Genomic DNA, 26,086 nt, shown 5'->3' with positions numbered 1-26,086 from the left:
ATCGCAACACGATGACATCCGGCACGTACGGCCAGCATCCTACGGTTTGAGGATCGGCGGTCGGACGGTTCGACGTCCGCCGCGAACCCGACCGGAGCGACGCCGTGGCGACCATGCACCAGAACCACCCGATCCGAACCCTGCCGTCCCGGCGACCACGATTGCGACCCATCGTCGGAGTGCTCGGGCTGGTGTCGTCGTGCCTGGCCTCCCCCCTCGCCGCGCAGATGCCCGAAGGGGCCCAATCCATCAGCGTCGTGGTCGCGCGAACGGGCGAGGTGGTGCAGACGGTTCGCGCGACCGGGACCGTCGTGCCGCGGGACGCGATCATGCTCCGGGCGGATCTCGACGGCCTGCGCCTCACGGCCGTCGAGGTCGAGGCTGGCGATCTCGTGCGGGCCGGCGACGTCCTCGCCCGACTGGACGACACGATGATGCGGGCGGACGAGCGCGAACTGTCCGCTCGTCTCCTGCGTACCGAGGGGACCATCAACCAGGCCCGCAACGGGCTGGAAGACGCCGAGATCGCTCTGGCGCAGGCCGAGAGCGACATGCGGCGTGGCGGCTCCCTCCAGAAGCGGGGCTTTACGTCCTCACAGGCGGCCGAGACGCTGGAGACCGCACTGAAGCGAGCGGGTGCCGCCCGAGCCATCGCGGCGCAGACGTTGCAGCTCGCCGTGATCGATCGACAGGTGATCGAGGCCGAGGCGGCCCGGTTGGCAACTCGCCTCGAGAAGACGCTGGTACGCGCCCCCGTCGCCGGGCGCGTCCAGAAGCGCGGCGCCACCGTCGGCATGCTGGTCGCGAGTGCGGGTGAACCGCTGTTCATCCTGTCGGAGAACGCCGTTCTCGAGGTTGAGGTGGAACTGGCGGAACGGGACTTCGCCCTGGTCCGGGTCGGACAGGGCGTCGAACTCCGGATCTCCGGACAGAACGCGCCCGTGCGCGGCACGGTGAGGCTCGTCCTGCCAGAGTTGACGGAGGTGACCCGCCTTGGCCGGGCCCGCATTGCCCTGTCCGCCACCGCCGGTCTTCCCGCGGGCGCCTTCGTGAGAGGCGAAGTCGAAGTCTCCCGTCACCAGGGCGTCGTCGTTCCCGCATCCGCCGTCTCGATCGATGGCGCCGTGAGTTCGCTGTGGCAGGAGCGGGAGGGCGTCGTGGAGCGCGTCCGGGTCAAGACGGGTGCTCGCGTCGGCGATGTCGTCCATGTCACCTCCGGTCTCGCGGAGGACACCCATGTCGTCCTGAAGGCAGGCAGCCTGCTCACGGAAGGAGACCGGATCGCGCCCGTCGAGGTCGCCTACGACATCCCGTCCCAGCCCTCGCCCACTTTGCAGAGCGCGAGGGCGGATCGATGAACGTCTCCGCCTGGGCGATCCGTCATCCGCTGCCGACCACGGTCCTCTTCGTGGTTCTGACCGCACTGGGGCTTCTCTCCTTCCGCTCGCTGCCGATCACGTACTTCCCGACGATCGACGTTCCCCTCGTCACGGTCACGATCGGCGATCCGGGCGCCGCACCCGAAGACATCGAGACGGCGATCACGCAGCGCGTCGAGGACGCCGTCGCCAGCCTGACCGGCATCGAGGAGCTCGAGTCCGTTGTCGAGATGGGCCGCTCCGTCACCACCGTCGAGTTCGAGTTGAGCGTTCCGATCGACCGAGCCGTCGCCGACGTACGCGACGCCGTCGCCTCCGTGCGCAGCGACTTTCCTTCCGGCATCGACGAGCCGGTCGTCGCCCGCGTCGAGGCCGAGAGCGGACCGGTCGTCACCTACGCGGTGGCCGACCCTTCGCTGACCCGCGAGGAGCTGTCCTTCTTCGTGGACGACGTCGTGACCCGCGAGTTGCGCTCGCGAGCCGGCATTGGCCGTGTGGAGCGGATCGGCGGGGTGGACCGCGAGATCCAGATCCGTCTCGATCCCGATCGGCTCCTGGCGCTCGACGTCACCGCCTCGCAGGTCAACGCCGAGCTTGGTCGCCTTGCGTTCGATGCGGGTGGAGGCACGATGCGAACGGGTGATGTCGACCGCATGGTCTCGACGGTCGCGACGCTGCGCTCGCTGGAGGATCTCGAAGCCACCGCGATCCGGCTTCCCAACGGATCCTCGGCGACGCTCGGAAGCCTCGGCACGGTGATCGACACCTATGCCGAGCCCGACGGGTTCGGCGTCCTGGACGGGACGGAGGTGGTCGGCTTCAGCGTGCTGCGAGCCCGCGGCGCCAGCGACGTCGGCGTGGCGGATGTCGTCGACGAGGCGATCGGCGAACTGCTGACGGCGCATCCCACCGTCCGCTTCAGCCGGATCGACGACAGCGTCACCTACACGCTCGGCAACTACCACTCGGCCCTCAAGACGCTGGCGGAAGGGTCCCTCCTCGCCATGGTCGTGGTATTCTTGTTCCTGCGCGACTGGCGGGCCACCGCGGTCGCGGCCGTCGCCCTGCCGCTCGCCATCGTCCCGACCTTCTGGGCGATGCAGCTTCTCGGCTTCTCGCTCAACATCATCAGCCTTCTCGGGATCACGTTGGTCGCGGGCATTCTGGTCGACGACGCGATCGTCGAGATCGAGAACATCGAGCGGCACGGCCGCATGGGCAAACCGGCCCGTCAGGCCGCGATCGACGCTTCGGCGCAGATCGGCCTCACCGTCACCGCTATCGCGGCCACCATCATCGCCGTGTTCATGCCGGTCGGCTTCATGAGCGGGGTGGTCGGGCAGTACTTCCGCGAGTTCGGCCTGACGGTCGCGATTGCCGTGTTCTTCTCGCTGCTGGTGGCACGCCTCGTCACTCCCCTCCTCGCGGTCCACCTGATGCGCTTCCACGCCGAGATTCGCAGGGCTCCTGGCATGGTCGAGCGCGCCTATGCTTCGCTTCTGCGCATCGCGGTCACTTGGCGCGGTACGACGGTCGCGGTCGCCGTTCTCCTGTTCGCCGGCTCGCTCGCGCTCGCCATCCGCCTGCCCACGGCCTTCCTGCCGGACGAGGACAACGGCAAGATCCAGGTCTCGGTGGAACTACCCGCTGGATCGTCCCTCGACGACACCCGGTCCACGGCCGAGACGATCCGCAATGAGTTGAAGAACTTGGACGGGGTCGGCGGCATCTTCATTCGAGGGGGCACGAACGCCTCGGGTCAACGGGGGCTCAACCTCGCATCCCTGTTGGTGATCCTCGAACCAAAGACCGAACGCGCCCTATCCGCCCAGGCGTTGACTCCGCTCGTCGCGGACGCGTTGCGCCGCGTCCCCGACATCGGCTTTGAGCCGCTGAACAGTTCAGGCGAGCGCGACGTGTCGGTCTCGATCCTGTCGCGTGATGGTACGGCGGCGAGCGAGGCGGCCGACGCGATGCTTCGCGATCTCGCCATGGCTCCCTTCGCGGTCGCCCCTGCCTCCAGCGAGACGGCCCGCACGCCCGAGATCCGCATCCGTCCCGACATCGAGCGGATGGCCAATGCGGGCGTGACCACCACGGCGCTGGCCGACACGGTCCGTGTCGCGACCGTTGGGGCCTACGACGACGATCTGGCCGAGTTCATCGATCGCGACCGCCGCATTCCGATCCGGCTTCAACTCGAGCGATCCGCCCGTGACGATCTGGAGACTCTGCGGACCCAGCGCGTTCCTGCCGACGACGGGCGGCTCGTACCCCTGGCGCAGCTCGCCGACGTCGACTTCGCCGAGCGTGTGTCGCGTATCGAGCGCCGCGACCGGGAACGGCGGATCGACGTTGCCTTCGACACGCCGGAGGGCATGGCCTCGGGCCCGGGCATGAACGAGTTGCGAGCCCTGGTCGCGGTGCGCGGTCTGCCGGCGGGCGTTCGCCTGGAGGCGAGCGGTGACTCCGACACGCAAGGGAACGTGTTCTCCGGCTTCGCCTCGGCCATGGGGCTCGGTATCGGCCTCGTCTTCGTGGTGCTCGTGCTCCTGTTCGGCAGCGTCGTGACGCCGGTCACCATCCTCGTCACGCTACCCCTCTCGCTGGCCGGCGTCGTCGCCGCACTGATGCTGACGGGAACGGCGGTCTCGCTGCCCGTCGTCATCGGCATCCTGATGCTGATGGGCATCGTCACCAAGAACGCCATCATGCTTCTCGACTTCGCCCAGGAAGGCGAGCGTGAGGGACTGTCGCGGGCCGAGGCATCGGTCGCCGCAGGCCGCGAGCGGGCCCGTCCCATCGTCATGACGACGCTCGCGATGGTCGCCGGTATGGTGCCGGCGGCGCTGGCTCTTGGCGAGGGCGGCGACTTCCGTGCACCCATGGCGATCGCGGTGATCGGCGGCCTCGTCGTCTCGACGCTCCTGTCGCTGGTCGTCGTGCCGGCCTTGCATACGCTGATGGGTGACGCATCGAACGCGCTTCGGCGCGTTCTGTCGCGCATCGGCTCCGGTGGACGGGCCGAAGCGTCCGTCACGTGAGACCGATGCGTCTCGTGCCGGTGCCCGAAGCGGCACCGGCAACTCGAAACCCATCCATTCGCACGATGAGATCGCCGTTCGTCCGCGCCGCATGCCGAGGTCTCGGCATACGGCGGCCTCGAACGCAACAAACCGCAACAAACCTAAGCCCATCTCCTGTCGGTGCCAAGCTAGGTTCCCAATGGCCACAGTAGAGGGCTTGGCCCAGGTCAGAAAGGAACAAGCAATGTCGACCCCGGTCACAGACCATGTCCACATGATCTCGCACGGCGGAGCGAACGCGTTTCTCTTGGAGGATGGCGACAGCGTGACGTTGATCGATAGCGGCATCCCGGGACACGCAACCGCTATCTTGAATGCGATCGTCGACCTCGGCCGCCCGGTCTCCCACCTCAAGCACATCGTCCTGACGCATGCCCATCCCGACCGCATCGGCAACGCTGCCGCGTTGGTCCGGCAGACCGGAGCGAAGGTCCTGATCCACGCTGCGGATCGTGCGATCGCCGAGCGCGGCGGCAAGTTCCGTCCGATGCGCGCAGCTCCAGGTCTTCTGCCCAGTACCTTGTTTCGAATGTTCGGACCGAAGCCTTCCACAACCGTCGAGCCGGTGGCGATCGACGCCACGATCGCCGACGGCGAAGTGCTGCGGATCGCCGGCGGCCTGCAGGTCGTGCACGTTCCCGGCCACTGCGCCGGTCAGGTCGCCCTTCTCTGGCGTCCTCGCGGCGTCCTGTTCGCGGGCGACGCCTGCGCGAACGTCTTCGGGTTGGGCGATCCCATCGCCTTCGAGGATCTTGAGACAGGTCGGCGCAGTCAGTGGCGGCTGGCGAGACTGTCGTTCGAGACGGCCTGCTTCGGACGCGGAAGGCCCATCGTCGGAAACGCTTCCGCGCGTTTCCGACGCAAGTGGTGGCACGTCGAACGATCGCCGGCCGCATCGCGTCTCGGGCGTGGGAAACTGGCGTGAGGAGGCGGGTATGGATGGTCGCGGCCCTGGCGACGATATCGGCGGCGATCGGGGTGGCCTATTCCCTCCAGGAGCCGCCCTATGCCCCACCCGTCGCGGGACGGCTCCCGGACGGTGGGGCCCGAGGCGTATCCATCGCTCCGACGGTCGATGCCTTGACCTTCGCCCGCTACCGGGACGGTGAGCGGTTGCGTCTCCTGCGCGTCGAGAGCTACGACGACGGCATCGTTCGCGGCATCGCGCTCGACGCGCTGACCGCAGACGACGCCAGAGCCGATCCCGTGACGCTCATGGGCCACGCCTCGTTCGCGGAGGTGATGGACGCTATCGGGAACCCCGTCACCGTGGAGGAAGGGGCGCTCGTCGTTCCTTTCGATGGGCGCAACGTGCAGATCGCCATCGGCGGGAACTATCCTTCGCACATGGCGGAAACGACCTTGGAGGAGTCCTTTCTCTTTCCGAAGATGAGACCGCCAGAGCGCTTCGACGCGGCCGTTTCCGTCGGTGGCGGACTTCTCGACTACGAGATGGAGCTCGGCTTCGTCCCGCTGCCACCCGGCGGCGTGGATACCCCGACCATGGGCCTCGTGCTCGCCACCGACTACACGGATCGCGAAATCCTTCTGAGACGGAGCCAATTCACCGACATCGAGTCGGGGATAGGCTTCACCGATGCCAAGAGCCGCAGGGGCTACATGCCGGTCGGCAACCTCTTCGTCGTTCCACGCGACACCGATCGGTTCTATCGGACACTGGAACTGCGGCTCTACGTCAACGGTACCTTGCGTCAGGTCGCGCTGCCCGGCGAGATGGTCTGGGACATGGGCGAGATCGTCCGACAGAGCGTCGCTGCACGCGATCGGCAATGGGAATGGCAGGGCGGTCTGGCCTCGCTTCCGATCGCCGGGCGAGCCATCCTTCCGCGCACGGTCATCCTGTCGGGCACGACGGACGGTGTCGTGTTCAGGCCGCCGAGCGTCCGACAGGTCGCGCTCGGCATTCTGGAAGGGCTTTCCGATCCCAGGCGGATGCGGGACGCGATGGTGGGCCCGGCGATCCGCGAGGCGAAGCGCGATAGACGCTACCTCCAGCCCGACGACGAGGTGGTCGGGATCGCGGACCGTCTCGGCATCGTGCGCAACCGGATCGTCCCGTGATGCCGGTCGAAGCAACCGTCGACGTCGCGGGCCGTTCGGCTCCGGTGGATGAGAAGCGATGGACGAGCTGGTGGCGGGTCACCGGTTCTCGGATCCGGACCGGCGTTGCGAGTGCGGAGCAGGTGACGCAGGACGCGTTGGTTCTGCAAGACGTCGTCGCGGGATATGGCCGCTCGACGGTGCTGCAGGATCTGAACCTGCGCGTCTCGGCAGGCGAGGTCGTGGCTCTCGTAGGTCGAAACGGCGCAGGCAAGTCCACCACCGCGCAGGTCGCCTGCGGTCTCCTGAACCCGAGGTCGGGAACGGTTCTCGTTGCGGGTCGCGCTCCAGGCACGCGTCGGGGAAGATTCCGTGACGTCGGTCACTGTCCACAGGACTGTGCCCTGTTTCCCGCCCTCACGATCCACGAGAACCTGTCCGTGTTCGCATCCCTCCAGTTGGGGGATCGACAGTCTCGTGCCCGCAGGATCGATCGCTTGCTTTCCGACCTCGATCTGTTCGAACGAGCCGATCAGATCGTAGGCTCCCTGTCCGGCGGTTGGAAGAAGCGTGTCAACCTCGCCGTCGCTCTGATGGGCGATGCCCGTCTGCTCGTCCTGGACGAGCCGACCGAAGCGGTCGACGAGGATACGCGCCTCCTGATCGGCGACGCGGTCCGCAACGCGGCTTCGGACGGAACCGGTTGTCTGCTGGTCAGTCACGATGACCGGTTCGTCGATCGGGTCGCCGATCGCATCGCGCTCATCGAGGACGGGTGCGTCGCGCTTGAGGGTTGCGGCAAGGATCTGGTGTCTCAGACCTTCGGATCGTCGCAGTTCCTTGAGTTGCGCTTCGATGCGCCGGTCGGATGGGAGGACGCCGGACGCCTTCGAGACGTGGCGTTCGCTCCAGCCGACAACGGCACCTGCTGGCGGTTCGTCGGCTGCGATCCCATCGCCCAGGCACGCCTGGTAGAACGCCTCGTCGAACGCAACGCAGGATCGATGACCGTGCGCCGACCTGTTCTTTCCGACCTTGCCAAATCCGACGGAAGAGCGTCCCCATGATCGCCATCGTCCTCGCCTACGCTCGGAGTTTCCTGCGTGACCGGACGGGCTGTGTCATGACGCTCGTCCTGCCGCCACTGCTCTACCTCGTGTTCGGCATGATTTTCACCGCCGATATCCAAAAGGAGATTCGTTCGACGGTGCATGTTCTTGACACCGTTCGCAACGACCGTAGCGCTGCCGTCGTGAAAGGACTCGGCGCGATCTACGGTGATGGGCTTCATGCCGCCCGCGACACACGGGATATCGAAGAATCCGTCGGGTCTGGTTTGTCGGACGCAGGTCTCGTCATCAGGGGGACGCCGGACGCCCCGCTATCGTTCGACATCGTCAGGGGAGCCGAGGATCCGCTCACCGTCATGACGCTCGCAGGCCAGGCGAGCGGGATCGTCGATCGAATGCACGACCGGAAGTTCGAGGCTGCACGGGTGAGCCATCGTCTGGTCGGTCCGGAAGGCGACTACCAGCGAACCTATCTCGCCGGAACGGTGAGCACGCTGTTCGTCTTCTTCGCTGCCATGCATGGTGCGATGATCGGACTCGACGATCGCCGCTCCGGGCTACAGGCGCGTCTGGTCCTTGCTGCCGGCGGGATGGGTCGCATCGTCGGGGCACGGATCGTCTGGTTGACCATCGTAGGGCTGCTTCAGACCCTATGCGTGTTCGCGGTCGCCTATCGCTACGTGCCGGTCGCGGACCACCTGTCGGGTTTGGCTTGGCTCGTGACGGCAACCGCAGTCGCCTTCGCGGCCGGCGGCATCGCCATGGCCCTCTGCGCGATCTGTCGGTCGCGTGAGCAGGCCCAGCCGTTTTCGACCGCCTTGTTCCTCCTCTTGGCAGCGTTGGGCGGAACGATGTTCCCGAGCTATCTCATGCCAAGCGACATTCAGGAATGGAGCTGGGTGACACCCCATGCGTGGGCAGTCGAATGCTACCGCCTAGTCGTCTGGCAGGGAGATATCTCCAGAAACGTGTTCGTCGGATGGGCCGTCCTCGCAACCGTTGGCTTCGGCGGCACCGTTTTCGCTATGGTATCCGAGGGTTATAAAGGCTCTTGGTCTGCCCCCTGAAAAGCGGTCCTTCCTGAAGTAGGCTTTCGAGCCTTTGGAGGATGCCAGGAATGCCGCAGAAGAAGCGCAAGCCCGAGGAGATCCTCGCCAAGCTTCGGCAGGTCGACGTGTTGCTGTCGCAGGGCCGCCCGGTGGCGGAGGCGGTCCGCACGATCAGCGTGACGCCGTTCACCTACTACCGGTGGCGAAAGGAGTTCGGTGGACTGAAGTCCGACCAGGTCAAACGGCTGAAGGACCTCGAGAAGGAGAACGAGCGCCTTCGCAAGGCCGTGTCGGACCTGACGCTGGAGAAGCTGATCTTGACATGTGAGGCTTTGCCGAACGCATCGGGAAACCGGTGATGCCCTTCGAAGAGGCGCGTGACTCTTCGAACCGGCGGCGGCGCTGCATCGACCATACCGTGCGCAAGTTCGGCGTGTCGGAGCGGCTGGCGTGCCGGGTTCTGGGGCAGCACCGATCGACACAGCGCAAGGCACCCAAGGGGCGAGCCGACGATGCGGCGCTGACGGCCGACATCATCGAACTGGCAACACGCTACGGGCGCTATGGGTACAGGCGCATCGCGGCTTTGCTGCGGGATGCCGGCTGGCTCGTGAACGTGAAGCGGGTTGAGCGCATCTGGCGGCAGGAAGGGCTGAAGGTGCCAGCTAGGCAGCCCAAGAAGGGTCGGCTCTGGTCGAACGACGGGTCCTGCGTTCGGCTTCGGCCCGAGCGCCCCAATCATGTCTGGTACTATGACTTCGTCGAGGGCCGAACCCACAACGGGCGCAAGTTCCGCATGCTCAATCTGATCGATCAGTTCACCCGCGAATGCCTTGCCATACGGATCGACCGGAAGCTCAAATCCACCGACGTCATCGACGTGTTGTCCGAGCTCTTCATCCTGCACGGGGTGCCGGGACACATCCGTACCAAGTTCAGAGGGTCAGCCATCGATCCAGTATCGATGGCCCGAAGAACGGTCCGGAGTTCATCGCCAAGGCGGTGCGCGACTGGATCACGGCGATAGGCGCCAGGACCGCCTTCATCGAGCGCGGCAGCCCATGGGAGAACGGCACCTGCAAGAGCTTCAATTCGAAGCTCCGGGACGAACTCCTGAACGGCGAGATCGTCTACAGCGTTGGCCTCGGCCCGCATCGTCATCGAGATCTGGCGACAGCACTACAACACGGTGCGCCCGCACTCCTCGCTGGGCTAACCTCCGCCAGCACCCGGCGCCGTACCGTGGCCGCCTGCGCTACCCAACCCCGCTCGGCCGGCCACCTCGAACGTCGCCAACAAGCCTACCATGCATTAGTTTTGAACCGGGCCACCTAATGGGGGCAGACCATCACGCGCGATAAGGTTACGAAAGTAGTCGCTTCTCCGCACCGTTCTACACACCAGAATGTGTAAGATAAAATGTCATATGCAACCTTAACGAGATCGCGAGAAGGGGCTGTTTTTGATCCGTATCCTGATTGGCCTCAGTCTGATCACCTACGTTTCGTTGGCAATTTCTGGCTTCTGCTTTCGCGAATTTCGTTGGTTCTCTGGGTCAGAAATCGTTTCGAAGGCGCTTGAGTTCGAACTGAGCATAGATGGGCAGCATGACGACGCTGTAGCATTTAACTTACTTCGTGGTAGCTGCTGCCAAATATACCGTGGAGCTGGGTTCACATCCGAGAGTGATTTTGCCGCGATATTCTTCGGAAAGAAAATTCCTGTGCTAGTTAGCTATGGTGAACGCAGATCATCACTTGATAAGCGTGGGCAGAACGCTGTCTACATAATGGACTGCTGCGGTCGAGTCTTGGATATTGAAGGTGGTCGTCGCTAAGGTCATGACCCATTGATTTGAGGCGTCCCGTTTTATTCAGGCTCCGGCCCGGGGACTGGATATGAGCGACCTGCTTTGGCTGGCGGACGAACAGATGGGGCGGTTGCGGCCGTTCTTTCCCGGAAGTCACGGCAGGCCACGGATCGATGATCGGCGCGTATTGAGCGAGATCGTGTTCATCAACCGCAACGGTCTGCGCTGATGGGGTGGAGCGCACCCCGTTCCAACCAGACAGGCTGCAGAGCCTACAAGGCATAGGCAGCCGCGAACGAGTACGGCTATCTGGCCGAGCACGCCCCTCGAAGCGATATTCGACGTCGGAAGCCATGGCGGCCGATGAAGTCGGGAGCGCTCTTGCTCGCTGGATCAGTTGCGGATGCCTACCGGCGCGACGGGGACGAGGACCCGGACGATCGACCCTCGATCCGTCGTAGCACCGATCCGATGCTCCGCGCCGCTGCGATGTGCCTGCGCTGCCGCGCGAAGGGAACGGAATCGCCGGAAGTTTCCCGGTCCGCGTTGGTGATGGCGGGGCGGACGACCAACAGTTCGCGATGGGACGGGCCAGGCGTTCCAAGTGGTTTGGGTCGACAAGTCGAGGTGAGTTGCCTCCGCCGGGACGGATGATCGCGGATCGTACGAGGAGCGATCGAAGTCAAGGCGACAGTGCCGCCGTTGCGGACCAGCTGCATTCCCCGTCTTCTTCCGGCTCCACCGCGGCCATCGCACATGGCTCTGGTGGCATGTTGAGGCAGCGTTCGAGGTCTCGAACGAAATCGATCATGTCCTGTACCGGTGCCTCGACTGCAACGACGACCGCCTCGCCGGAAGGGCCGAACGCAACTGTCGTACGCAGCGGCTCGTCCTCGTCCGGGGTTCGGAAGGTCAGCATCATCGCTTTCCGACCGGACGGTACGTCCCCCGCCGCATCGCCTATGCCTAGGTCGACGTTCACGTCGGCCACCTTCCAGAACCGGCCGTCTGCCTCCCAGCACCTGCCGCCGAAAATGTCGCTGTACCGCACGTCCGTACCCGGTCCACCGAACCCGGTGTCCGTCCTTGCGGCTCGGCGATGCAGCTCGTGCGCGACGGTGTCGCCCAGGGCGACGACCGGGAACCGGGCTCGACGAAGGTTCGCAGTCACGACGTCGATCGCCACCGACCCTGTCGCGCGTCCCGTCGCAGGATCGACCTCGACGACGCGGGCCGTTCCGCCAGCCACCGAAAGCCATCGCAGGATCGCTCCCGGAAGTGCGGCATCCGATGTCGCCGTCGACGAGCATGCCAGGAAGACGCTTTCGCCGCTTCGGATCGGCCGGTCATCCAGTGCAGGCACGCAGGCGAGCGCCATGCAGCAGTTGCGCCAATGCACGGCCGAGGCGGCGCGCGGCGGCGACAGCATGTCGAGGAGGCGGATCGGGTAGGACGTCGCGTAGGGACGCTCGGCCTCCGAGATCACCTTCGTCTCAAGCCACGTACCGTCTGCTTCCCGTACACGGTCGTACAAGCAGACTGCGGCGGATACCACGTCCCCGTCCTCAATCGCCAGATGGACGAGGCCGCTCCAGTCGTCTCCCTCCACGTGGCGACCGACGATCCGGCGATGGCCCAACTGGCGAGCTAGTTCCCGGTCGAGAAGCCACGACGTCGGGGTACGTTCGCTCGCAATGCGGATGCTGCTGCGCATGTTCGTCTCCATGGTTGGCAGCGGAGACGATGTGTCCTACCGAAGAAAGTCACGAGCATCGGAGGCTATCGTCTCCGGAACGGTCGGGACCGATCCGACCGGAGACTATCGCGCCCTCTGAGCCAATTAGGCCAGGAGGAATGTGCATGAAGTGTCGATCACGGCAATAAAACGCAGTCCAATCAACGGGCTATCCAATCGAACGCTTTTGACCCAAAACTAGTTTAGTTTTGTTTATTGGTGGATTTTCACAAACTATTGGTGCTCTCGACAAAAGGCAGGATAGCGGGATCATCGGCTGGCTTTTCCGTTCAGTGGCGGAAGTGGCGCATGCCTGTGAACACCATGGCAATGTCGTTCTCGTCGGCCGCCGCGATCACCTCGTTGTCGCGCATGGAGCCGCCCGGCTGGATCACCGCCGTCGCGCCCGCCTCGACCGCCGACAGGAGGCCGTCGGCGAACGGGAAGAAGGCGTCCGACGCCACGGCCGAGCCGTGCGTCAGCGGCGTGCCGCCCGCCGCCTTGGCCGCGTCCTCGGCCTTGCGCGCGGCGATGCGCGCCGAGTCGACGCGGCTCATCTGCCCCGCGCCGATGCCCACCGTCGCCAGGTCCTTGGCATAGACGATGGCGTTGGACTTCACGTGCTTGGCGATGCGGAAGGCAAAGCGAAGGTCCGCCATCTCGGCCGCCGTAGGCTGGCGCTTGGTGACGACGCGAAGCTCTAGGTCGTCGACCACGCCGTTGTCGCGCGTCTGGGCGAGGAAGCCGCCGGCCACCGAGCGGATCACGGTGCCGCCGGTGCGCGGGTCCGGCAGGCCGCCGGTCAGGAGCAGGCGAAGGTTCCGCTTGGCCGCGACGATCTGAATGGCCTCCTCGTCGGCGTCGGGCGCGATGATCACCTCGGTGAAGACCTCGGTGATGGCGCGGGCCGAGACGGCGTCGAGCCGCCGGTTCAGGGCGACGATGCCGCCGAAGGCCGACACGGGGTCGCAGGCGAGCGCCCGCCCGTAGGCGTCGATCAGCGAGGCGCCCTCCGCCACGCCGCAGGGGTTGGCGTGCTTGATGATGGCGACCGCCGCGGTGCGCTCGGGATCGAACTCGGCCACGAGCTCGAAGGCGGCATCGGTGTCGTTGATGTTGTTGTAGGACAGTTCCTTGCCCTGCACCTGCCGCGCGGTCGCGACGCCGAAGCGCTGCGTGCCGTCGAGATAGAAGCTCGCGCGCTGGTGCGGGTTCTCACCGTAGCGAAGCTGACCGGCCGAGACGCCGGCGACCGCGAGGCGCTTAGGCGCGCCCTCCTCGCCTTCCGCGAACCAGGCCGACACGGCGGCGTCGTAGGCGGCGGTCTGGGCAAACGCCGCGCCGGCCCAGCGGCGCCGGGCGCGAAGCGTCGTTTCGCCCCCGTTCCGATCGAGCTCGTCGAGCAGCGCCGCGTAGTCGGCCGGGTCTGTGAGGACGCTGACATAGCTGTGGTTCTTGGCGCCCGCGCGGATCATGGCGGGACCGCCGATGTCGATGTTCTCGAGGATCGTGGCGAACGGCGCGCCCGAGCGCCGCGTCTCGTTGAACGGGTAGAGGTTGACGACGAGAAGGTCGATCGCGGCGATGCCGTGCGCGCGCATCGCCTCGGCATGGGTGGCGTCGTCGCGGATGCCCAAAAGCCCGCCGTGCACCAGCGGGTGGAGCGTCTTCACGCGCCCGTCCATGATCTCGGGAAAGCCGGTCAGCTCGCCGACGTCCTTGACCGGCAGGCCGGCCTCGGTGAGCGCGCGGTGCGTGCCCCCCGTCGAGACGAGTTCCACGCCGCGCTCGTGCAGCGCGCGCGCCAGATCCACGACGCCGGTCTTGTCGAAGACGGACAGAAGCGCGCGGCGCAGCGGCACGCGATCGGGAACGGGCGTGGTGTTGGCGGCCACAGTCATGGGCGGAGCCTTCCTCGGGTCGGGCTGAAGGGAGTCGCCCTCCCCTTAGCGGCGCCGCGTCACCGAGACAACAAAGGCGGGCGCCCTTAGAGCGGCCGGTTGGCGTCGCGCAGCGCCCGGTCGCCGGGTTGCTCGGCGCCGCGCAAGGGGGCGGTGTCGCGCTGGAGGTTGTCAAGCGTGTTGGGCAGGACGCCGACCGCGCGGTTCATGCCGCCGCAGCCCGAAAGGGTCGCCGCCACCAGCAGCGCGCCGAGAAGCCGTGTCGTCATGTCGTTCGCTCCGATCCGTTCCGCGGCCAGATAAGGCGAGCGGAGCGCGAAGCGAGCGGTGGAACCCTTAGCCGCGCTCCAGGCGCCACGCGAGCTCGGGCTGCTCCAGGCAATCCAGCGCCACGGTGATCTGGCGCGTGCGCCGCATGCCGCCGCTATCGGCGAAGAAGATCGAGTCCTCGATCTCGGGAACGGTGTCGGCGGTGAACCACCAGATCTCCTCGCCCGCCACGAGGCGCACCGCCTCGCCGATGCGCTCCGCCTTCACGTCGGGATGGAGATGGAAGCGCACGAGCCCGATGGGTTCCTGCGCCTCGAGCTTGGCGCCGCGCCCGGCCGAGGGGAAGAGCCGGTCCACGCCGTCCAAGACCGTGCCCCCTTCCGAGAGCGTCATCTGCCGCTCGTGAACGAAGCCGAACGTGGCGCGATAGCCGTCGTGGGCGGCGACCAGGGTCTGGCCGTGCGAGCCGTCGTCGCGCGTGAGGGGCACGCGCGTCGGGCCGGGCAGAAGCGGGCCGCCCAGGAAGCGGTCCAGCGCCTCGGAGCGCGAGAAGCGCGACGAGGAATGGTCGTTCAGCGTCAGGGTCGAGTGGGCAGCCGTGGTGCGCGACAGGCGGCGCCAGCCCCCGTCGAGGCGCTGCGGCGCACCGCAGTTGACCACGAGGCGACGGCCCGCCGACGAGAACTCGAAGGACAGGGTGCCGGCATGGGCCTCGGAGGAGACGCCGGGCTCGGGCGGCAGGCCGGTGTCGGCGATCAGGACCGAGCGGCCGGCGGCCAGGCGCTGGTAGCCGGTCTGGCGCATCTGGCTGATTGGCTCGCCGAGGCTCTCGTCGTGGCGCAGGATCGCGGCGACGAGGTGGTTGTCGGGCGCGCCCGCCCCGTTGAACAGGGCCAGCGCCCCGTCGGCGTGACGAAAGAAGCGCAGCGCCGGCAGCATGCGGTCGAGCGCCGAGAACACGCCGCGCGGCACGATCTGGTTGCGCGTCTGCAGAAGCTGCACGAGCGGCAGGAGGTCGGCGAGGATCGCGACCAGGACGCCGGGATTGCGCGAAACGTGGCCGCCGTCGGGATGGATCTGGCGGTCGAGTTCCTCGGCGAGGCGCGCGGTGGCCTGGCGCACCGAGGCGCGCCGTTCGGGCTGGCAGACGGTGCCGAGCGCCACGGCGATCGCGGCGCGAAGGCGCGGCAGGCCGTCGGGCGCGGAGCGTGCGGTGCGGCGCAGCCAGCGCAGCTCGGCCCCGAGCGCCTGCGAGAAGCGGCGCGCAAACAGGGTGTCGGCGCCCGACAGGACGATCGGCGCATGGGTCATCCACGAGATGGCGCGCCGCGCCACGGTCTCGTGCTCGCGCGACACGCGCGCCCGGCGGCGGCGCGGCAGGGCGAGCCAGTCGCCGACCAGCGCCCGGGCATGCTCGGCCGACAGCGCGTCGCCGCTCTGGGTGAAATGGCGCAGCCACGCGAAGGAATGGAGTTCGGCCAGCCAGTTGGCGGGCTCGTCGCTGACCTGGAACAGGGGGCGGCCGTGCAGCTCCACGACATGACCGCCGAGCGCGACGTGGCCGACATAGAAGGCGCGGGCGACCGAGGCGTCGGCGCGGCGGTAGTCGCGCGGACCCGCCAGCAGCGGTTCGGCGGTGGCGGGCATGCGGACAAGGGCACGCAGGGCCGCCGTCGCGCGGCGCGCCGTCTCGCGTAGCATCAACCCCGCAAGGCGGGGTTCGTCCACAAAACCCGTGGTCATGCCGCCCAAACCTCTCCATCGGCGGTCCCCGCCTTTGGTTGGCGGGCCGTCGCAGGGGCATGAAACGAAGTCTTATCCTTATGCTGCCCCGGCGAGGACTTTCCTCGATCAGGGTTAACGGAAGCTTAAGCCGCGGTCTTGCTTTGCGTGACGCGACGGAAGCGAGCCGCGAAGAACCCGTCGAGGCCGGACAGTTCCGCCGTGTCCCGGCGCAGCATGGCGGGCGTCGTGCGCAGGAAACCCTCCCGGGTCACCGCGTCCTCGATGCCCGGCACCTCGGCGGCGGCGACCGGCACGAGCTGGAACTCGCCGCGCTCGGCCAGGAAGCGCCGGGCCGTGTCCTCGCCCTCGCGCGGGTCGAGCGAGCAGTTGGAAAAGACGAGAAGCCCGCCCGGCCGCACGTGATCGGCCGCGGCGCGCAGAAGGCGCTCCTGGACGCCGGCGAGCTTCTCGACCTCCTCCGCCGTCTTGGTGAAGGGCACGTCGGGATGGCGGCGGATCGTGCCGGTGGAGGAGCAGGGCGCATCGAGCAGCACGGCGTCGAAGCCTTCCGCGTCCCGGAAGTCCTCGATCGAGCCCTCGTGCGTGTCCGCCTCCAGCCGGAGCCGCTCCAGGTTGCCGCGCAGGCGGCGAAGGCGCGAGGCGGAGATGTCGAGCGCGGTGACGCGGGCCCCGGCCGCGGCGAGCTGCGCGGTCTTGCCGCCGGGCGCAGCGCAGGCGTCCAGTGCGCGCAGGCCCGACAGGTCGCCGAAGAGGCGCGCGGGCAGCGCGGCGGCGGCATCCTGCACCCACCATGCCCCGTCGGCGAAACCCGGCATCTGATCGACGGCCCCGGTCTCGCGCGCCCCCAGACGCACCGTGCCGGTGGGCAGGAGCGACCCGCCGAGCCGCTCGGCCCAGAGCGAGGGATCCTCGCGACAGGTGAGGTCGAGCGGCGCGGGCACGCGCTGCGCATGAAGGATCGCGCGGGCGCCCGCCGCGCCGTAGGCCGCCTCGAGGCGGTCGAGCAGCCAGCGCGGGGCGTCCAGCGCGGGGTCGTCGAAGCGGGCGAGAAAGCCCGCCTTGTCGCGTGCGATGCGGCGCAGAACCGCATTGGTGAGGTTGGCAAAGCGCGCCGAGCGCGGGTCGGCCTGCGCGCTGGCGACCGCCAGGTCCACCGCCGCCGAGTCCGGCACGTCGAGAAACAGGATCTGCGCCGAGGCGACGTGGAGGATGTGGCGCAGCGCACTCGCGCCGGAGGGCAGGGCCTTTTCCAGGCAGTCGGCGAGGATCGCGTCGATCGTGCCGCGCCGGCGCAGGGCGGCCAGGAGGATCGCGCGCACCAGGGCCTGGTCGCGGCCCTCCAGCTTGCGGAACTCGGGGTGCCCGTTGCCCCGGTCGGTCAGCCCGTCGAGCGAGGTGCGCGCGTCCACCACGGCGGCGAGCAGGCGCGCGGCGACGCGGCGGGCGCCAAGGCCCGGCCGCTGCGCGTCGTCGGCCAGGCTCGGGCGCTCGGCGGCGGGAGCCGTCTTGGATGGGACGGGACGCCGGAGGCGCTGCGGGGAGACGGGGGGACGATCCATCCCGTTCCTATGGTCCCCTTGTGGTCGGGCGGCAAGGGCGCGGGCGGACCCGCCGGCGGATCAGCCCCAGGGGCCGCGCGAGCGCGGACGGCTGGCGGGAACCGAGCCGCCGGGCCGCTGCAGGCCCCGCGCACCCGCCGCATGATCGAGCCCGGCGCCGAAGGGCGAGCGCGCCACGGAGCCGCCGTCGCCGATTGCGCCCTCCATGCCCAGCAGGGCGTCGATGCGGTTCTGCGTATCGGGATGGGTCGAGAACAGCCCGTCCATGCGCTGGCCGCTCAAGGGATTGATGATGAACATGTGCGCGGTTGCGGGATTGCGCTCGGCGTCGTAGTTCACCGTGCGCCCGGCGCTCTCAGCGATCTTGGCGAGCGCGGAGGCGAGCGCGCGCGGGTTGCCCGAGATCTCGGCGCCGCGCCGGTCGGCCGAGTATTCGCGCGTGCGCGACACCGCCATCTGCACGATCATGGCCGCGAGCGGGGCGACGATCATCGCCAGAAGCACGCCGACGAAGCCGAGCGGGTTGCGGTTGTCGCTCGACGAGCCGCCGAAGAAGAAGGCGAAGTTGCCGAGCATCGAGATCGCGCCGGCCAGCGTCGCGGTGACGGTCATGGTCAGCGTGTCGCGGTTCTGGACGTGGGCGAGCTCGTGCGCCATCACGCCGGCGATCTCCTCGCGGCTGAGCCGCGCGAGCAGGCCGGTGGTGGCGGCCACCGCCGCGTTCTCGGGGTTGCGCCCCGTCGCAAAGGCGTTGGGCTGGTCGTTCTCGATGATGAAGACGCGCGGCATCGGCAGGCCGGCGCGCGCGGCAAGGTCCGCGACGAGGCCGTGAAAGTCCGGCGCGCTCGCGGCGTCCACCTCGCGCGCATGGTGCATGCGCAGCACCATCTTGTCGGCGTTCCAGTAGGCGAAGAGGTTGGTGGCGACCGCAATGGCGAGCGCCACCAACATGCCGCGCGGGCCGCCGATCAGGAGCCCGACGCCCATGAACAAGGCGGTCATGCCGGCGATCAGCATGGCGGTCTTGACGGTGTTCATGGATGTCCTGCCTCTGCCTCGGATGCCTGGTTGCGGATGCGCGCCGGCATCCCGATGTTCGTGACGGAGATTTGGGAACAGGAGCGGAACGCTTCAACCGAGCCATGGTTGAGAGACGTGCCGTCCCGCATCACGATCGCGAAAGGCTTGGCCCATGACAGAGCCCCTGACAGACACGCCCGAGAGGTCCGCGAATGCCGACGCCACCGAGCCCCGACGCGCGCTGTCGCCGGCCGCGCAACGGGCCCTGGCCGAGGCCGAGGCGCGCCGCGCGGCCGGGCGCGACATGGTGGTGCGCCCCGGCGAGCTGCCGCCCGAGGTGAACGGCCGCAAGGGACCCGAGCCGGTGCGCTTCGGCGACTGGGAGAAGAACGGCATCATCAGCGACTTCTGACGCGCTTTCCCCCCTCACCGGAACCGGAGCCATGCGCCGCCCCCTTCTCGCCCTTGTCCTGGTCCTGACGGCCCTTGCGCCGGCCGCGCGGGCGGCGGACGATCCGAGCCCGCCGCGCGAGATTGCCGGCCCGGTCGAGGCGCGGGTGGTGCGGGTGCGTGACGGCGACACGGTGGAGGTCGAGGCCTTCGTCTGGCCGATGCAGAGCGTGTCGGTGGCGGTGCGCCTGCGCAACGTCGACGCGCCGGAGCTGCGCGCCAAGTGCGACTCCGAGCGCCGGTCGGCGGAAGCGGCGCGCGAACGCTTCCGCCAGCTGGTGGGCCAGGGCCCCGTGTTTCTCTCGCAGGTCTCGGGCGACAAGTATTTCGGCCGCGTGCTGGCCCGTCTCGGCACCCGGGACACGCCCGACATCGGCGCGGTGCTTCTGCGCGAGGGCCTGGTGGACGCCTATGACGGCGGGCGGCGGCGCGACTGGTGCAACGCGGTGGGCGCCGCGTTGCCCGAGCGCCCGAAGACGCCGGAGCGCCCGGCTGCGACCACCCAGCCGGGCCTGTTCTGGCGCGGCTGAGATGATGGCTTGAACGGGGAGCCAGCGGTCCCATCTCTCAAAGCGAGGGACGACCCTCGCGCCTTTCCGCACCCCCGCCGGGACGACCCGGTCGTCCGCACCCACGCGGCTCATCGGAAGACGCATCCTATGCCCTGGCTCCTGCTTCTCATTGCCGGCCTTCTCGAGGTCGGCTGGGCCTTTTCCCTGAAAAACTCCGCCGGCTTCACGCGGCTTGGGCCCAGCCTTGTCACGTTCGTCCTGATGGCGGGCAGCTTTGCGCTGCTGGCGATCGCCATGCGCACGCTGCCGCTCGGCACGGCCTACGCGGTGTGGACCGGCATCGGCGCGCTCGGCGCCTTTACGGTCGGCATCCTCGTCCTCGGCGAGTCCGCCGATCCGCTGCGGCTCCTGGCCGCCGCCCTGATCCTGACCGGCATCGTCCTCATGAAGGTCGCCTCGCCGGCCTGACGGACGCTCGGGCCAGCTGCGGGACGCTCGGCGCAGCTGCCGGACGCTTGGACGAGCGACCGGACGCTCGGCCGGACCGGGCGGGTGGCGCGGGCGGACCGGCATCGCTAGAAGCGTTTCACGTGAAACCGGATGCCCGCCCCATGTCCTCGTCGTCCGACGCCGCCCGGATCGAAACGCTCGTGCGCAAGGCGGTGGACGCCTTCCGACCCGACCTCGGCGTGCGGCTGTGGACCGGCGAGCGCCTGGGGCCGCAGGAGGGTCCGTGCATCGCGATCCGCGACGTGGCGGCGCTGGCCGAACTCGCGCTCGCGCCCCGCATCGACACCGCCGTGCAGCTCTGGACGAGCGGTCGGCTCGACATCGAGGACGGCTCGATCTTCGACATCGCCGACCGGCGCTCTCCCGTGAAGCCGAAGGACGCCCTGCGCCGTCTCGGCAAGCGCCGCATCGCGGCGGCCCTGCCCGCGCTCTGGCGCATCCGCCGCGCGGCCAAGCGCGAGGCGCTGGCGCAGACGGGGGCGGACGCGGGCGCCAGCGGCTCGACCAAGGCCGCGATCCAGTTCCACTACGACGTGTCGAACGATTTCTACCGGCTCTTCCTCGACGAGCGGATGGTCTACAGCTGCGCCTACTTCACCGAGTGGCACGACGACATCGACCGCGCGCAACGCGACAAGCTGGAGATGATCTGCCGCAAGCTGCGGCTGCAAAGCGGAGACCGGATGCTCGACATCGGCTGCGGCTGGGGCGCGCTCCTGATCCACGCCGCGACCCATCACGGCGTCACCGGCCACGGCGTGACGCTGAGCCAGGCGCAGTTCGATCTGGCGCAGGAGCGCATTCGTGCCGCGGGTCTCGAGGATCGCATCACGATCGAGCTGAAGCCCTTCCAGGAGCTGACCGGCACCTTCGACAAGATCTCCTCGATCGGCATGTTCGAGCACGTGGGCTTCGCCAACCACGACGCGTATTTCGCGACCGTGAAGCGCCTGCTGCGCCCGCGCGGCCTCTACCTCCACCACACGATCGCCCGGCCCGCCAAGAAGTCGCTGAAGGCCTTCATGCGCGGCGGCTCGGAGTACCGCGCGATCACGCGCTACATCTTTCCGGGTGGCGAGCTCGACTATATCGGCCACTCCCTCCAGAAGCTGGAAGCAAACCGCTTCGAGGTGCACGACGTCGAGAACTGGCGCGAGCACTACGGGCGCACCTGCCGCCTCTGGGCCGAGCGGCTGCGCCTCAACTTCGCCGAGGCCGCCGCCGAGGTCGGCGAGCCGCGCGCCCGGCTCTGGCTCCTGTATCTGGCGGGCTGCGCGCTGGCCTTCGAGCGCGGCACGGTGATGATCAACCAGACGCTCGCCTCGCGGCGCGACAAGGGTCCCTCCGGCCTGCCGCCGACGCGCGCCGACCTCTACCGCTAGGGTTAATCGTTCACGCCTGCTGAACGCACCCTCTTGCCGCAGCGCGGAACACATTTCCGTGCGCCCCGTTTGATCCGCACCTCTCGGGCCGACTGGCCCGGCTGTCCGGATCACGCGCCATGCTCGAAGAATCCCGCTTTCCCTGGACCCACGGCGATGCCGACGGCACCGTCGCGATTGATCCCGAAGCTCGCTCGGGCGAGAGCCACGAGACGACGCACGAGCCGGAAGCGCGCGAGACGAAGCGCGAGCCGCGCCGCGACGAACCCGAGAAGGGCCGGACCGAGGGCGAGAACGAGAACGCGTCCGACGCCAAGGGCGAGGACGACGGGACGGGCGACCAGAACAAGGAGAAGCGCCCCTCGATCCTGCGCCGCCACCCGTTCATCGTTCTCCTGGTGCTGGTCGCGATCGTCGCGGCGGGGGTCGGCGGCTATTTCTACTGGCTCAGCGCGATCCACCCCTACGAGTCCACCGACGACGCCTTTGTGGACTCGCGCCAGTTCGCGGTCTCGCCCCAGGTCGCGGGCTATGTCTCGGAGGTGCTGGTCTCCGACAACCAGCACGTGAACGCGGGCGAGGTGATCCTGCGCATCGATCCGCGCGACTACCAGGCGGCCGTCGACGAGGCGGACGCGCGCGTCGCCGCCGCGCAGGCCGCGATCAACGGTGCCGACGCCCAGATCGCCGCGCAAGGTGCCCAGGTCACCGAGGCGCAGGCTGCGGTCGCGCAGAACGAGGCGAGCGTCCAGTTCGCCCAAGAGGAGGCCGCACGCGCCCAGACCCTGGCGCGCTCGGGCGCCGGCACGGTCCAGACCGCGCAGCAGCAGACCTCGGCGCTGCGGCAGGCCGAGGCCGAGCTGAACCGCTCGCGCGCCGCCGTCACCGCCGCGCAGAAGCAGGTCGGCTCGCTCCAGGCCCAGCGTGCGACCTCGGTCGCCGACCTTCGCGAGGCCAACGCCCAGGCCGCGCAGGCCCGGCTCAACCTGTCCTATGTCACGGTCACCGCCGCGCAGCCGGGCCGCGTCGTTCAGCTGACGGGCGCCGTCGGCCAGTACGTCCAGGCGGGGCAGAGCGTCGCCATGTTCGTGCCCGACGACATCTGGGTGACCGCCAACTTCAAGGAAACGCAGATCACCGACATGCGGCCCGGACAGGCGGTCGACATCCGCATCGACGCCTATCCCGACCACGAGATCAAGGGACGGGTCGACTCCGTGCAGCCGGGCTCGGGCACCGCCTTCTCGCTGCTGCCGGCCGAGAACGCCACGGGCAACTACGTGAAGGTCGTCCAGCGCGTGCCCGTGAAGATCGTCGCCGACTCTTGGCCGCGCGACGTCTCGATCGGCCCGGGCATGTCGGTCGTGCCTACCGTCACCGTCCGCCCGAAGGACTGATCCCATGTCCGCTGTGGCCGCGTCGGCCGCCCCGGCCCGGCGCTCGGGCGCGCCCAACCCGTGGGTGATCGCGATCGTGGTGTCGATCGCGACCTTCATGGAGGTGCTCGACACCACGATCGCCAACGTCGCGCTGCGCTACATCTCGGGGGGCCTCGGCGTTTCCTCGGACGAGGCGTCCTGGGTGGTGACGACCTATCTCGTGTCCAACGCCATCACGCTGACGGCCTCGTCGTTCATCGCCAAGCGCTACGGGCGCAAGCGCTTCTATCTCGCCTGCCTTGCGCTGTTCACGATCTCGTCGGTCCTGTGCGGGTTCGCCTGGAACATCGAGTCCCTGATCTTCTTCCGCATCCTGCAGGGGTTCGCGGGCGGCGGTATGGTGCCGATCTCGCAGTCGATCCTCGCCGACAGCTTCCCGCCCGAAAAGCGCGGCCAGGCCTTCGCGCTGTTCGGCGTGGCGGTGGTGGTCGCGCCCGTGGTCGGCCCGACGCTCGGCGGCTGGCTGTCCGACAACGTGTCCTGGCACTGGTGCTTCCTGATCAACGGGCCGGTGGGCGTGCTCGCCTTCGCGCTGGTCTGGTTCCTGGTCACCGAGTCCGACGAGGCCAAGCGCGAGCGCGAGCAGATCAAGCGCCGGGGCGTGCGCTTCGACCTCATCGGCTTCCTCGCCGTCGCGACCTTCCTCGGCGCGCTGGAGCTCGTGCTCGACCGCGGCCAGACCGAGGACTGGTTCGCATCCAACTTCATCATCGTCTCGGCCACCGTCTGCCTGCTCGCCTTCCTGTTCATGATCCCGTGGGAGCTCAAGCACGACAATCCGGTGGTGGACCTGCGCATGATCTGGAGCCGGCAGTTCGGGTCCTGCTTCCTCGTGATGATGGCGACCGGCGCGATCCTGATCGCGACCACGCAGTTCCTGCCCGAGCTTCTCCAGAGCTTCTACGGCTACACCGCCACCTGGGCGGGCCTGGCGCTCTCGCCGGGCGGCATCGTCACCATGACCATGATGTTCGTGGTGGGGCGCGTCACGAACGTCGTGCAGCCGAAATACCTGATCGCGCTCGGCGCGGCGATCGTGGCGTTCGCCATGTGGGACCTCACGCGCCTCTCGCCCGACGTCAACTTCGGCTACTTCGTCTGGTCGCGCGTCTTCGTCGGCCTCGGCCTGCCGCTGATCTTCATCCCGATCACCACGGCCTCCTACGACGGCATCCCGAAGAACAAGACCGACCAGGCTTCGGCGCTGATCAACGTCGCGCGCAACGTCGGCGGCTCGATCGGCGTGTCGATCGCGCAGAACACGCTGGCCTTCCGCGAGCAGTTCCACCAGAGCCGCCTCGTGGAGCACATCACGCCCACCAGCCCCGCCTACCACCAGACGCTGGAGGCGACCGTCACGGCGCTGAAGGCACGCGGCCTGTCGGCGACCCAGGCTGAACAGGGCGCGATCGCGGTGATCGGCCAGACCCTGGAAAAGCAGGTCGGCTACCTCGCCTATATCGACGTCTTCCACGTGCTGATGCTGATCTCGCTCTCGGCCGTGCCGCTGGCGCTGATCCTGCGCAACGTGAAGACGGGCGGCGGGGCGCCGGCGGGCGCCCACTGAACCGCCCTCAGGCGGCCAGCGCCTCGTCCTCGGCGTTCTCGACGCGCAGCACGTCGCGGGCCCAGCGTTGGAGCGCGGCTCGGTCCGTGCCCGGCACGGCGCGTTCCAGATGCACGGTTCGCCCGTCGCGCGGGTCGATGCGGTAGAGGTGCGCCCAGCCCGCCGCACGGCCGCCGGCGTGCCAGACGAGCCAGACCTCGCCGCGATCGCGCATCGGGCGCCCCGATGCCGCGCCCACCATGCCCATGCGCATCGCACGGTCGCCGGGGCGAACCAGGAGCGCTGCGGGAAGGGGCGGCGATAGCGGGATCATGCGTCGGCTCCGACAAGGAATGCCGGACCGACGCTAACCGAAAGGGGTCGAGGTGGCGGGTCCGCTTGGTTGCCGGGTCGGCCACATCTCCCGTTTCGGGACGCCACCTTGCCCGGACGGGCAGGTTGGCGTCGGGCGTCGGCCCGACTCTGGATGCGGGGCGACCCCTATCGCGTCGCGGCCGCGCGATCAAGGGCCGCGGGCCGCAAGGGAACGGCGCTCGGGCGCGCGCGGTGCTAGCCGAGCGACACGGTTCCGTCGGCGATCAGGGCCTGCACGCTCTGGTGCACGGCCTCGAGGCTCGAGTAGCGCGGATTGTATCCCAGGCGCTGCCGGCTCTTCTCGATGGAATGGCACGAGCTGCGGATCACATGGCCGCGCGTGCTCTCGGCCCAGTCTCCCAGTTCCGCGATCCAGGTCTCGTACGGCGCAAAGGAGATGCGCGGCTCCTGCCCGAACCAGCGATAAACGGCTTCCGCATAGCCGCGCAGCGTCAGCGCCTGGGCCGAGACCGTGTTGAAGACCTCGCCGATCGTCGCCGCGCGGTTCTCGATCGCGCAGACGATCCACTGCGCGACGTCGTCGGCGTGGACATGGTGGACCATCTCCAGCCCGAGGTTCGGCAGCACCAGCTCCTCGCCCCTCGCGATCCGCGTGAAGGTCTCCGGGTTGGTGTTGCCCTGAGGCGTGATCGGGTGCCAGCCCTCGCCGACGATATGCCCCGGGCGGAAGCAGGTGGCCGGAAACCCCGAGCGGCGGGCCTCGTGCACGAGCCAGGCCTCGCTCTCGGCCTTGCCGCGCCCGTAGCTGTCGATCGGGTTGGGCGGATCGGTCTCGGTGGAGGGAACCGCGAACAGGCGCCCGTAGACCCAGATCGAGCTGCAGAACAGGTAGTGCTCGACCTGTCCGCGCAGCGCCTCGACGAGGTGCCGCGTGCTCCCCGGATCGAAGGCGATCATGTCCACGACGATGTCGGGCCGAAGCCCCGCGATCGCGGGGCCGAACCGGCCGCGGCTCTCCTCCGCGATGCGGTCGAGCGTGACGGTCTCGACCGCGCTCCAGGCCTGATGCGGGCGGTAGGGTCGGGCCTCGCCCCGGCTGACGTTCACGACGTCATGGCCGAGCTCCACGAGCCGGGGCACGAGATAGGTGCCCACATGGCCGCTCCCGCCGATCACCACGATACGCGCCATCGCCGTCCCTCCCCGCCCGCACGAGTCATGCCGG

At 68.4% G+C, this 26,086-nt stretch carries 20 protein-coding genes, 2 pseudogenes and 1 riboswitch; of the genes and pseudogenes, 14 read left to right on the top strand and 8 right to left on the bottom strand.

Annotation, left to right across the window (positions count from 1 at the left end; all coding sequences use genetic code 11):
• The first annotated feature begins 113 nt into the window (after nt 1-113).
• The 8 genes and pseudogenes from BLQ76_RS15830 to BLQ76_RS15795 all read left to right on the top strand — a co-directional run.
• Nucleotides 114-1,358, top strand: a complete 1,245-nt coding sequence (locus BLQ76_RS15830; protein ID WP_090675222.1) for an efflux RND transporter periplasmic adaptor subunit — start codon at nt 114-116, stop codon at nt 1,356-1,358.
• Complete coding sequence (locus tag BLQ76_RS15825) at nt 1,355-4,423, top strand: efflux RND transporter permease subunit (protein WP_090675219.1); 3,069 nt, start codon at nt 1,355-1,357, stop codon at nt 4,421-4,423. The genes BLQ76_RS15830 and BLQ76_RS15825 overlap by 4 nt, the downstream gene beginning before the upstream one ends.
• A 226-nt stretch (nt 4,424-4,649) precedes the next feature.
• The gene (locus BLQ76_RS15820) at nt 4,650-5,390 is read left to right on the top strand and encodes an MBL fold metallo-hydrolase (RefSeq protein WP_170842618.1); all 741 of its coding nucleotides are present in this window, start codon (nt 4,650-4,652) and stop codon (nt 5,388-5,390) included.
• A 14-nt stretch (nt 5,391-5,404) separates the two neighbouring features.
• On the top strand, nt 5,405-6,547 hold the full coding sequence (locus BLQ76_RS15815) for a fumarylacetoacetate hydrolase family protein (RefSeq protein WP_090675213.1): 1,143 nt from the start codon (nt 5,405-5,407) through the stop codon (nt 6,545-6,547).
• Nucleotides 6,547-7,593: an ABC transporter ATP-binding protein gene (locus BLQ76_RS15810; protein WP_090675211.1), complete on the top strand. Its 1,047-nt coding sequence runs from the start codon at nt 6,547-6,549 to the stop codon at nt 7,591-7,593. The genes BLQ76_RS15815 and BLQ76_RS15810 overlap by 1 nt, the downstream gene beginning before the upstream one ends.
• A complete protein-coding gene (locus BLQ76_RS15805; protein ID WP_170842617.1) occupies nt 7,590-8,663 on the top strand; it encodes an ABC transporter permease in 1,074 nt (357 codons plus the stop codon). Before BLQ76_RS15810 ends, BLQ76_RS15805 begins: the two co-directional genes overlap by 4 nt.
• Nucleotides 8,664-8,713: 50 nt before the next feature.
• A pseudogene (locus tag BLQ76_RS15800) lies at nt 8,714-9,960 on the top strand (IS3 family transposase).
• Between the two features lie 583 nt (nt 9,961-10,543).
• Nucleotides 10,544-10,681 (top strand): annotated as a pseudogene (locus BLQ76_RS15795) (transposase); the annotation flags it as partial.
• 456 nt (nt 10,682-11,137) lie between these two features.
• Here BLQ76_RS15795 and BLQ76_RS15790 read toward each other — a convergent pair.
• From BLQ76_RS15790 to htpX, 6 genes are all read right to left on the bottom strand, one after another.
• Nucleotides 11,138-12,169 carry a hypothetical protein gene (locus tag BLQ76_RS15790; protein ID WP_139184025.1) on the bottom strand — a complete coding sequence of 344 codons (1,032 nt, stop codon included), beginning with the start codon at nt 12,167-12,169 and terminating at the stop codon, nt 11,138-11,140.
• Between the two features lie 311 nt (nt 12,170-12,480).
• A complete protein-coding gene (gene purH, locus BLQ76_RS15785) occupies nt 12,481-14,091 on the bottom strand; it encodes a bifunctional phosphoribosylaminoimidazolecarboxamide formyltransferase/IMP cyclohydrolase (RefSeq protein ID WP_090675204.1) in 1,611 nt (536 codons plus the stop codon).
• Nucleotides 14,092-14,177: 86 nt separating this feature from the next.
• Entirely contained in the window at nt 14,178-14,360 is a 183-nt protein-coding gene (locus BLQ76_RS15780) for a hypothetical protein (RefSeq protein WP_090675198.1), read from the bottom strand.
• 67 nt (nt 14,361-14,427) lie between these two features.
• Nucleotides 14,428-16,104 carry a heparinase II/III family protein gene (locus BLQ76_RS15775; RefSeq protein ID WP_090675195.1) on the bottom strand — a complete coding sequence of 559 codons (1,677 nt, stop codon included), beginning with the start codon at nt 16,102-16,104 and terminating at the stop codon, nt 14,428-14,430.
• Nucleotides 16,105-16,229: 125 nt separating this feature from the next.
• Nucleotides 16,230-17,666, bottom strand: a complete 1,437-nt coding sequence (locus BLQ76_RS15770; protein ID WP_090675193.1) for an RsmB/NOP family class I SAM-dependent RNA methyltransferase — start codon at nt 17,664-17,666, stop codon at nt 16,230-16,232.
• 60 nt (nt 17,667-17,726) lie between these two features.
• Complete coding sequence (gene htpX, locus BLQ76_RS15765; RefSeq protein ID WP_090675191.1) at nt 17,727-18,704, bottom strand: zinc metalloprotease HtpX; 978 nt, start codon at nt 18,702-18,704, stop codon at nt 17,727-17,729.
• Between the two features lie 154 nt (nt 18,705-18,858).
• Between htpX and BLQ76_RS15760 the strand changes: the two genes are divergently transcribed.
• The 6 genes from BLQ76_RS15760 (at nt 18,859) to BLQ76_RS15735 (ending at nt 24,546) form a co-directional block, all read left to right on the top strand.
• Complete coding sequence (locus BLQ76_RS15760; protein ID WP_090675189.1) at nt 18,859-19,098, top strand: DUF1674 domain-containing protein; 240 nt, start codon at nt 18,859-18,861, stop codon at nt 19,096-19,098.
• Between the two features lie 31 nt (nt 19,099-19,129).
• On the top strand, nt 19,130-19,666 hold the full coding sequence (locus tag BLQ76_RS15755) for a thermonuclease family protein (protein ID WP_090675186.1): 537 nt from the start codon (nt 19,130-19,132) through the stop codon (nt 19,664-19,666).
• A gap of 129 nt (nt 19,667-19,795) precedes the next feature.
• Entirely contained in the window at nt 19,796-20,116 is a 321-nt protein-coding gene (locus BLQ76_RS15750; RefSeq protein ID WP_090675183.1) for a DMT family transporter, read from the top strand.
• A gap of 143 nt (nt 20,117-20,259) precedes the next feature.
• Nucleotides 20,260-21,540 carry an SAM-dependent methyltransferase gene (locus BLQ76_RS15745; RefSeq protein WP_090675181.1) on the top strand — a complete coding sequence of 427 codons (1,281 nt, stop codon included), beginning with the start codon at nt 20,260-20,262 and terminating at the stop codon, nt 21,538-21,540.
• Between the two features lie 119 nt (nt 21,541-21,659).
• Complete coding sequence (locus BLQ76_RS15740; protein WP_090675179.1) at nt 21,660-22,937, top strand: HlyD family secretion protein; 1,278 nt, start codon at nt 21,660-21,662, stop codon at nt 22,935-22,937.
• Nucleotides 22,938-22,941: 4 nt separating this feature from the next.
• On the top strand, nt 22,942-24,546 hold the full coding sequence (locus tag BLQ76_RS15735; RefSeq protein ID WP_090675177.1) for a DHA2 family efflux MFS transporter permease subunit: 1,605 nt from the start codon (nt 22,942-22,944) through the stop codon (nt 24,544-24,546).
• A 7-nt stretch (nt 24,547-24,553) separates the two neighbouring features.
• Here BLQ76_RS15735 and BLQ76_RS15730 read toward each other — a convergent pair whose 3' ends face one another.
• A complete protein-coding gene (locus tag BLQ76_RS15730) occupies nt 24,554-24,859 on the bottom strand; it encodes a hypothetical protein (protein WP_090675174.1) in 306 nt (101 codons plus the stop codon).
• Between the two features lie 55 nt (nt 24,860-24,914).
• A riboswitch (SAM-I-IV-variant riboswitch) is annotated at nt 24,915-25,021 on the bottom strand.
• 74 nt (nt 25,022-25,095) lie between these two features.
• Nucleotides 25,096-26,052: an NAD-dependent epimerase/dehydratase family protein gene (locus tag BLQ76_RS15725; RefSeq protein WP_090675172.1), complete on the bottom strand. Its 957-nt coding sequence runs from the start codon at nt 26,050-26,052 to the stop codon at nt 25,096-25,098.
• Between the last annotated feature and the right edge of the window lie 34 nt (nt 26,053-26,086).

It is taken from the genome of Aureimonas jatrophae, assembly GCF_900104035.1.
Taxonomy (GTDB): Bacteria; Pseudomonadota; Alphaproteobacteria; order Rhizobiales; family Rhizobiaceae; genus Aureimonas; species Aureimonas jatrophae.
Note: the sequence above shows the minus strand (reverse complement) of the source record. Positions and strands in the feature narration are given on the sequence as shown.

What these genes read in the sequence shown, in the direction of transcription:
- BLQ76_RS15830 (WP_090675222.1), top strand. Translation starts at nt 114, where the DNA reads ATGCACCAGAACCACCCGATCCGAACCCTGCCGTCCCGGCGACCACGA.
- BLQ76_RS15825 (WP_090675219.1), top strand. Translation starts at nt 1,355, where the DNA reads ATGAACGTCTCCGCCTGGGCGATCCGTCATCCGCTGCCGACCACGGTC.
- BLQ76_RS15820 (WP_170842618.1), top strand. Translation starts at nt 4,650, where the DNA reads ATGTCGACCCCGGTCACAGACCATGTCCACATGATCTCGCACGGCGGA.
- BLQ76_RS15815 (WP_090675213.1), top strand. Translation starts at nt 5,405, where the DNA reads ATGGTCGCGGCCCTGGCGACGATATCGGCGGCGATCGGGGTGGCCTAT.
- BLQ76_RS15810 (WP_090675211.1), top strand. Translation starts at nt 6,547, where the DNA reads ATGCCGGTCGAAGCAACCGTCGACGTCGCGGGCCGTTCGGCTCCGGTG.
- BLQ76_RS15805 (WP_170842617.1), top strand. Translation starts at nt 7,590, where the DNA reads ATGATCGCCATCGTCCTCGCCTACGCTCGGAGTTTCCTGCGTGACCGG.
- BLQ76_RS15790 (WP_139184025.1), bottom strand. Translation starts at nt 12,169, where the DNA reads ATGCGCAGCAGCATCCGCATTGCGAGCGAACGTACCCCGACGTCGTGG.
- purH (WP_090675204.1), bottom strand. Translation starts at nt 14,091, where the DNA reads ATGACTGTGGCCGCCAACACCACGCCCGTTCCCGATCGCGTGCCGCTG.
- BLQ76_RS15780 (WP_090675198.1), bottom strand. Translation starts at nt 14,360, where the DNA reads ATGACGACACGGCTTCTCGGCGCGCTGCTGGTGGCGGCGACCCTTTCG.
- BLQ76_RS15775 (WP_090675195.1), bottom strand. Translation starts at nt 16,104, where the DNA reads ATGACCACGGGTTTTGTGGACGAACCCCGCCTTGCGGGGTTGATGCTA.
- BLQ76_RS15770 (WP_090675193.1), bottom strand. Translation starts at nt 17,666, where the DNA reads ATGGATCGTCCCCCCGTCTCCCCGCAGCGCCTCCGGCGTCCCGTCCCA.
- htpX (WP_090675191.1), bottom strand. Translation starts at nt 18,704, where the DNA reads ATGAACACCGTCAAGACCGCCATGCTGATCGCCGGCATGACCGCCTTG.
- BLQ76_RS15760 (WP_090675189.1), top strand. Translation starts at nt 18,859, where the DNA reads ATGACAGAGCCCCTGACAGACACGCCCGAGAGGTCCGCGAATGCCGAC.
- BLQ76_RS15755 (WP_090675186.1), top strand. Translation starts at nt 19,130, where the DNA reads ATGCGCCGCCCCCTTCTCGCCCTTGTCCTGGTCCTGACGGCCCTTGCG.
- BLQ76_RS15750 (WP_090675183.1), top strand. Translation starts at nt 19,796, where the DNA reads ATGCCCTGGCTCCTGCTTCTCATTGCCGGCCTTCTCGAGGTCGGCTGG.
- BLQ76_RS15745 (WP_090675181.1), top strand. Translation starts at nt 20,260, where the DNA reads ATGTCCTCGTCGTCCGACGCCGCCCGGATCGAAACGCTCGTGCGCAAG.
- BLQ76_RS15740 (WP_090675179.1), top strand. Translation starts at nt 21,660, where the DNA reads ATGCTCGAAGAATCCCGCTTTCCCTGGACCCACGGCGATGCCGACGGC.
- BLQ76_RS15735 (WP_090675177.1), top strand. Translation starts at nt 22,942, where the DNA reads ATGTCCGCTGTGGCCGCGTCGGCCGCCCCGGCCCGGCGCTCGGGCGCG.
- BLQ76_RS15730 (WP_090675174.1), bottom strand. Translation starts at nt 24,859, where the DNA reads ATGATCCCGCTATCGCCGCCCCTTCCCGCAGCGCTCCTGGTTCGCCCC.
- BLQ76_RS15725 (WP_090675172.1), bottom strand. Translation starts at nt 26,052, where the DNA reads ATGGCGCGTATCGTGGTGATCGGCGGGAGCGGCCATGTGGGCACCTAT.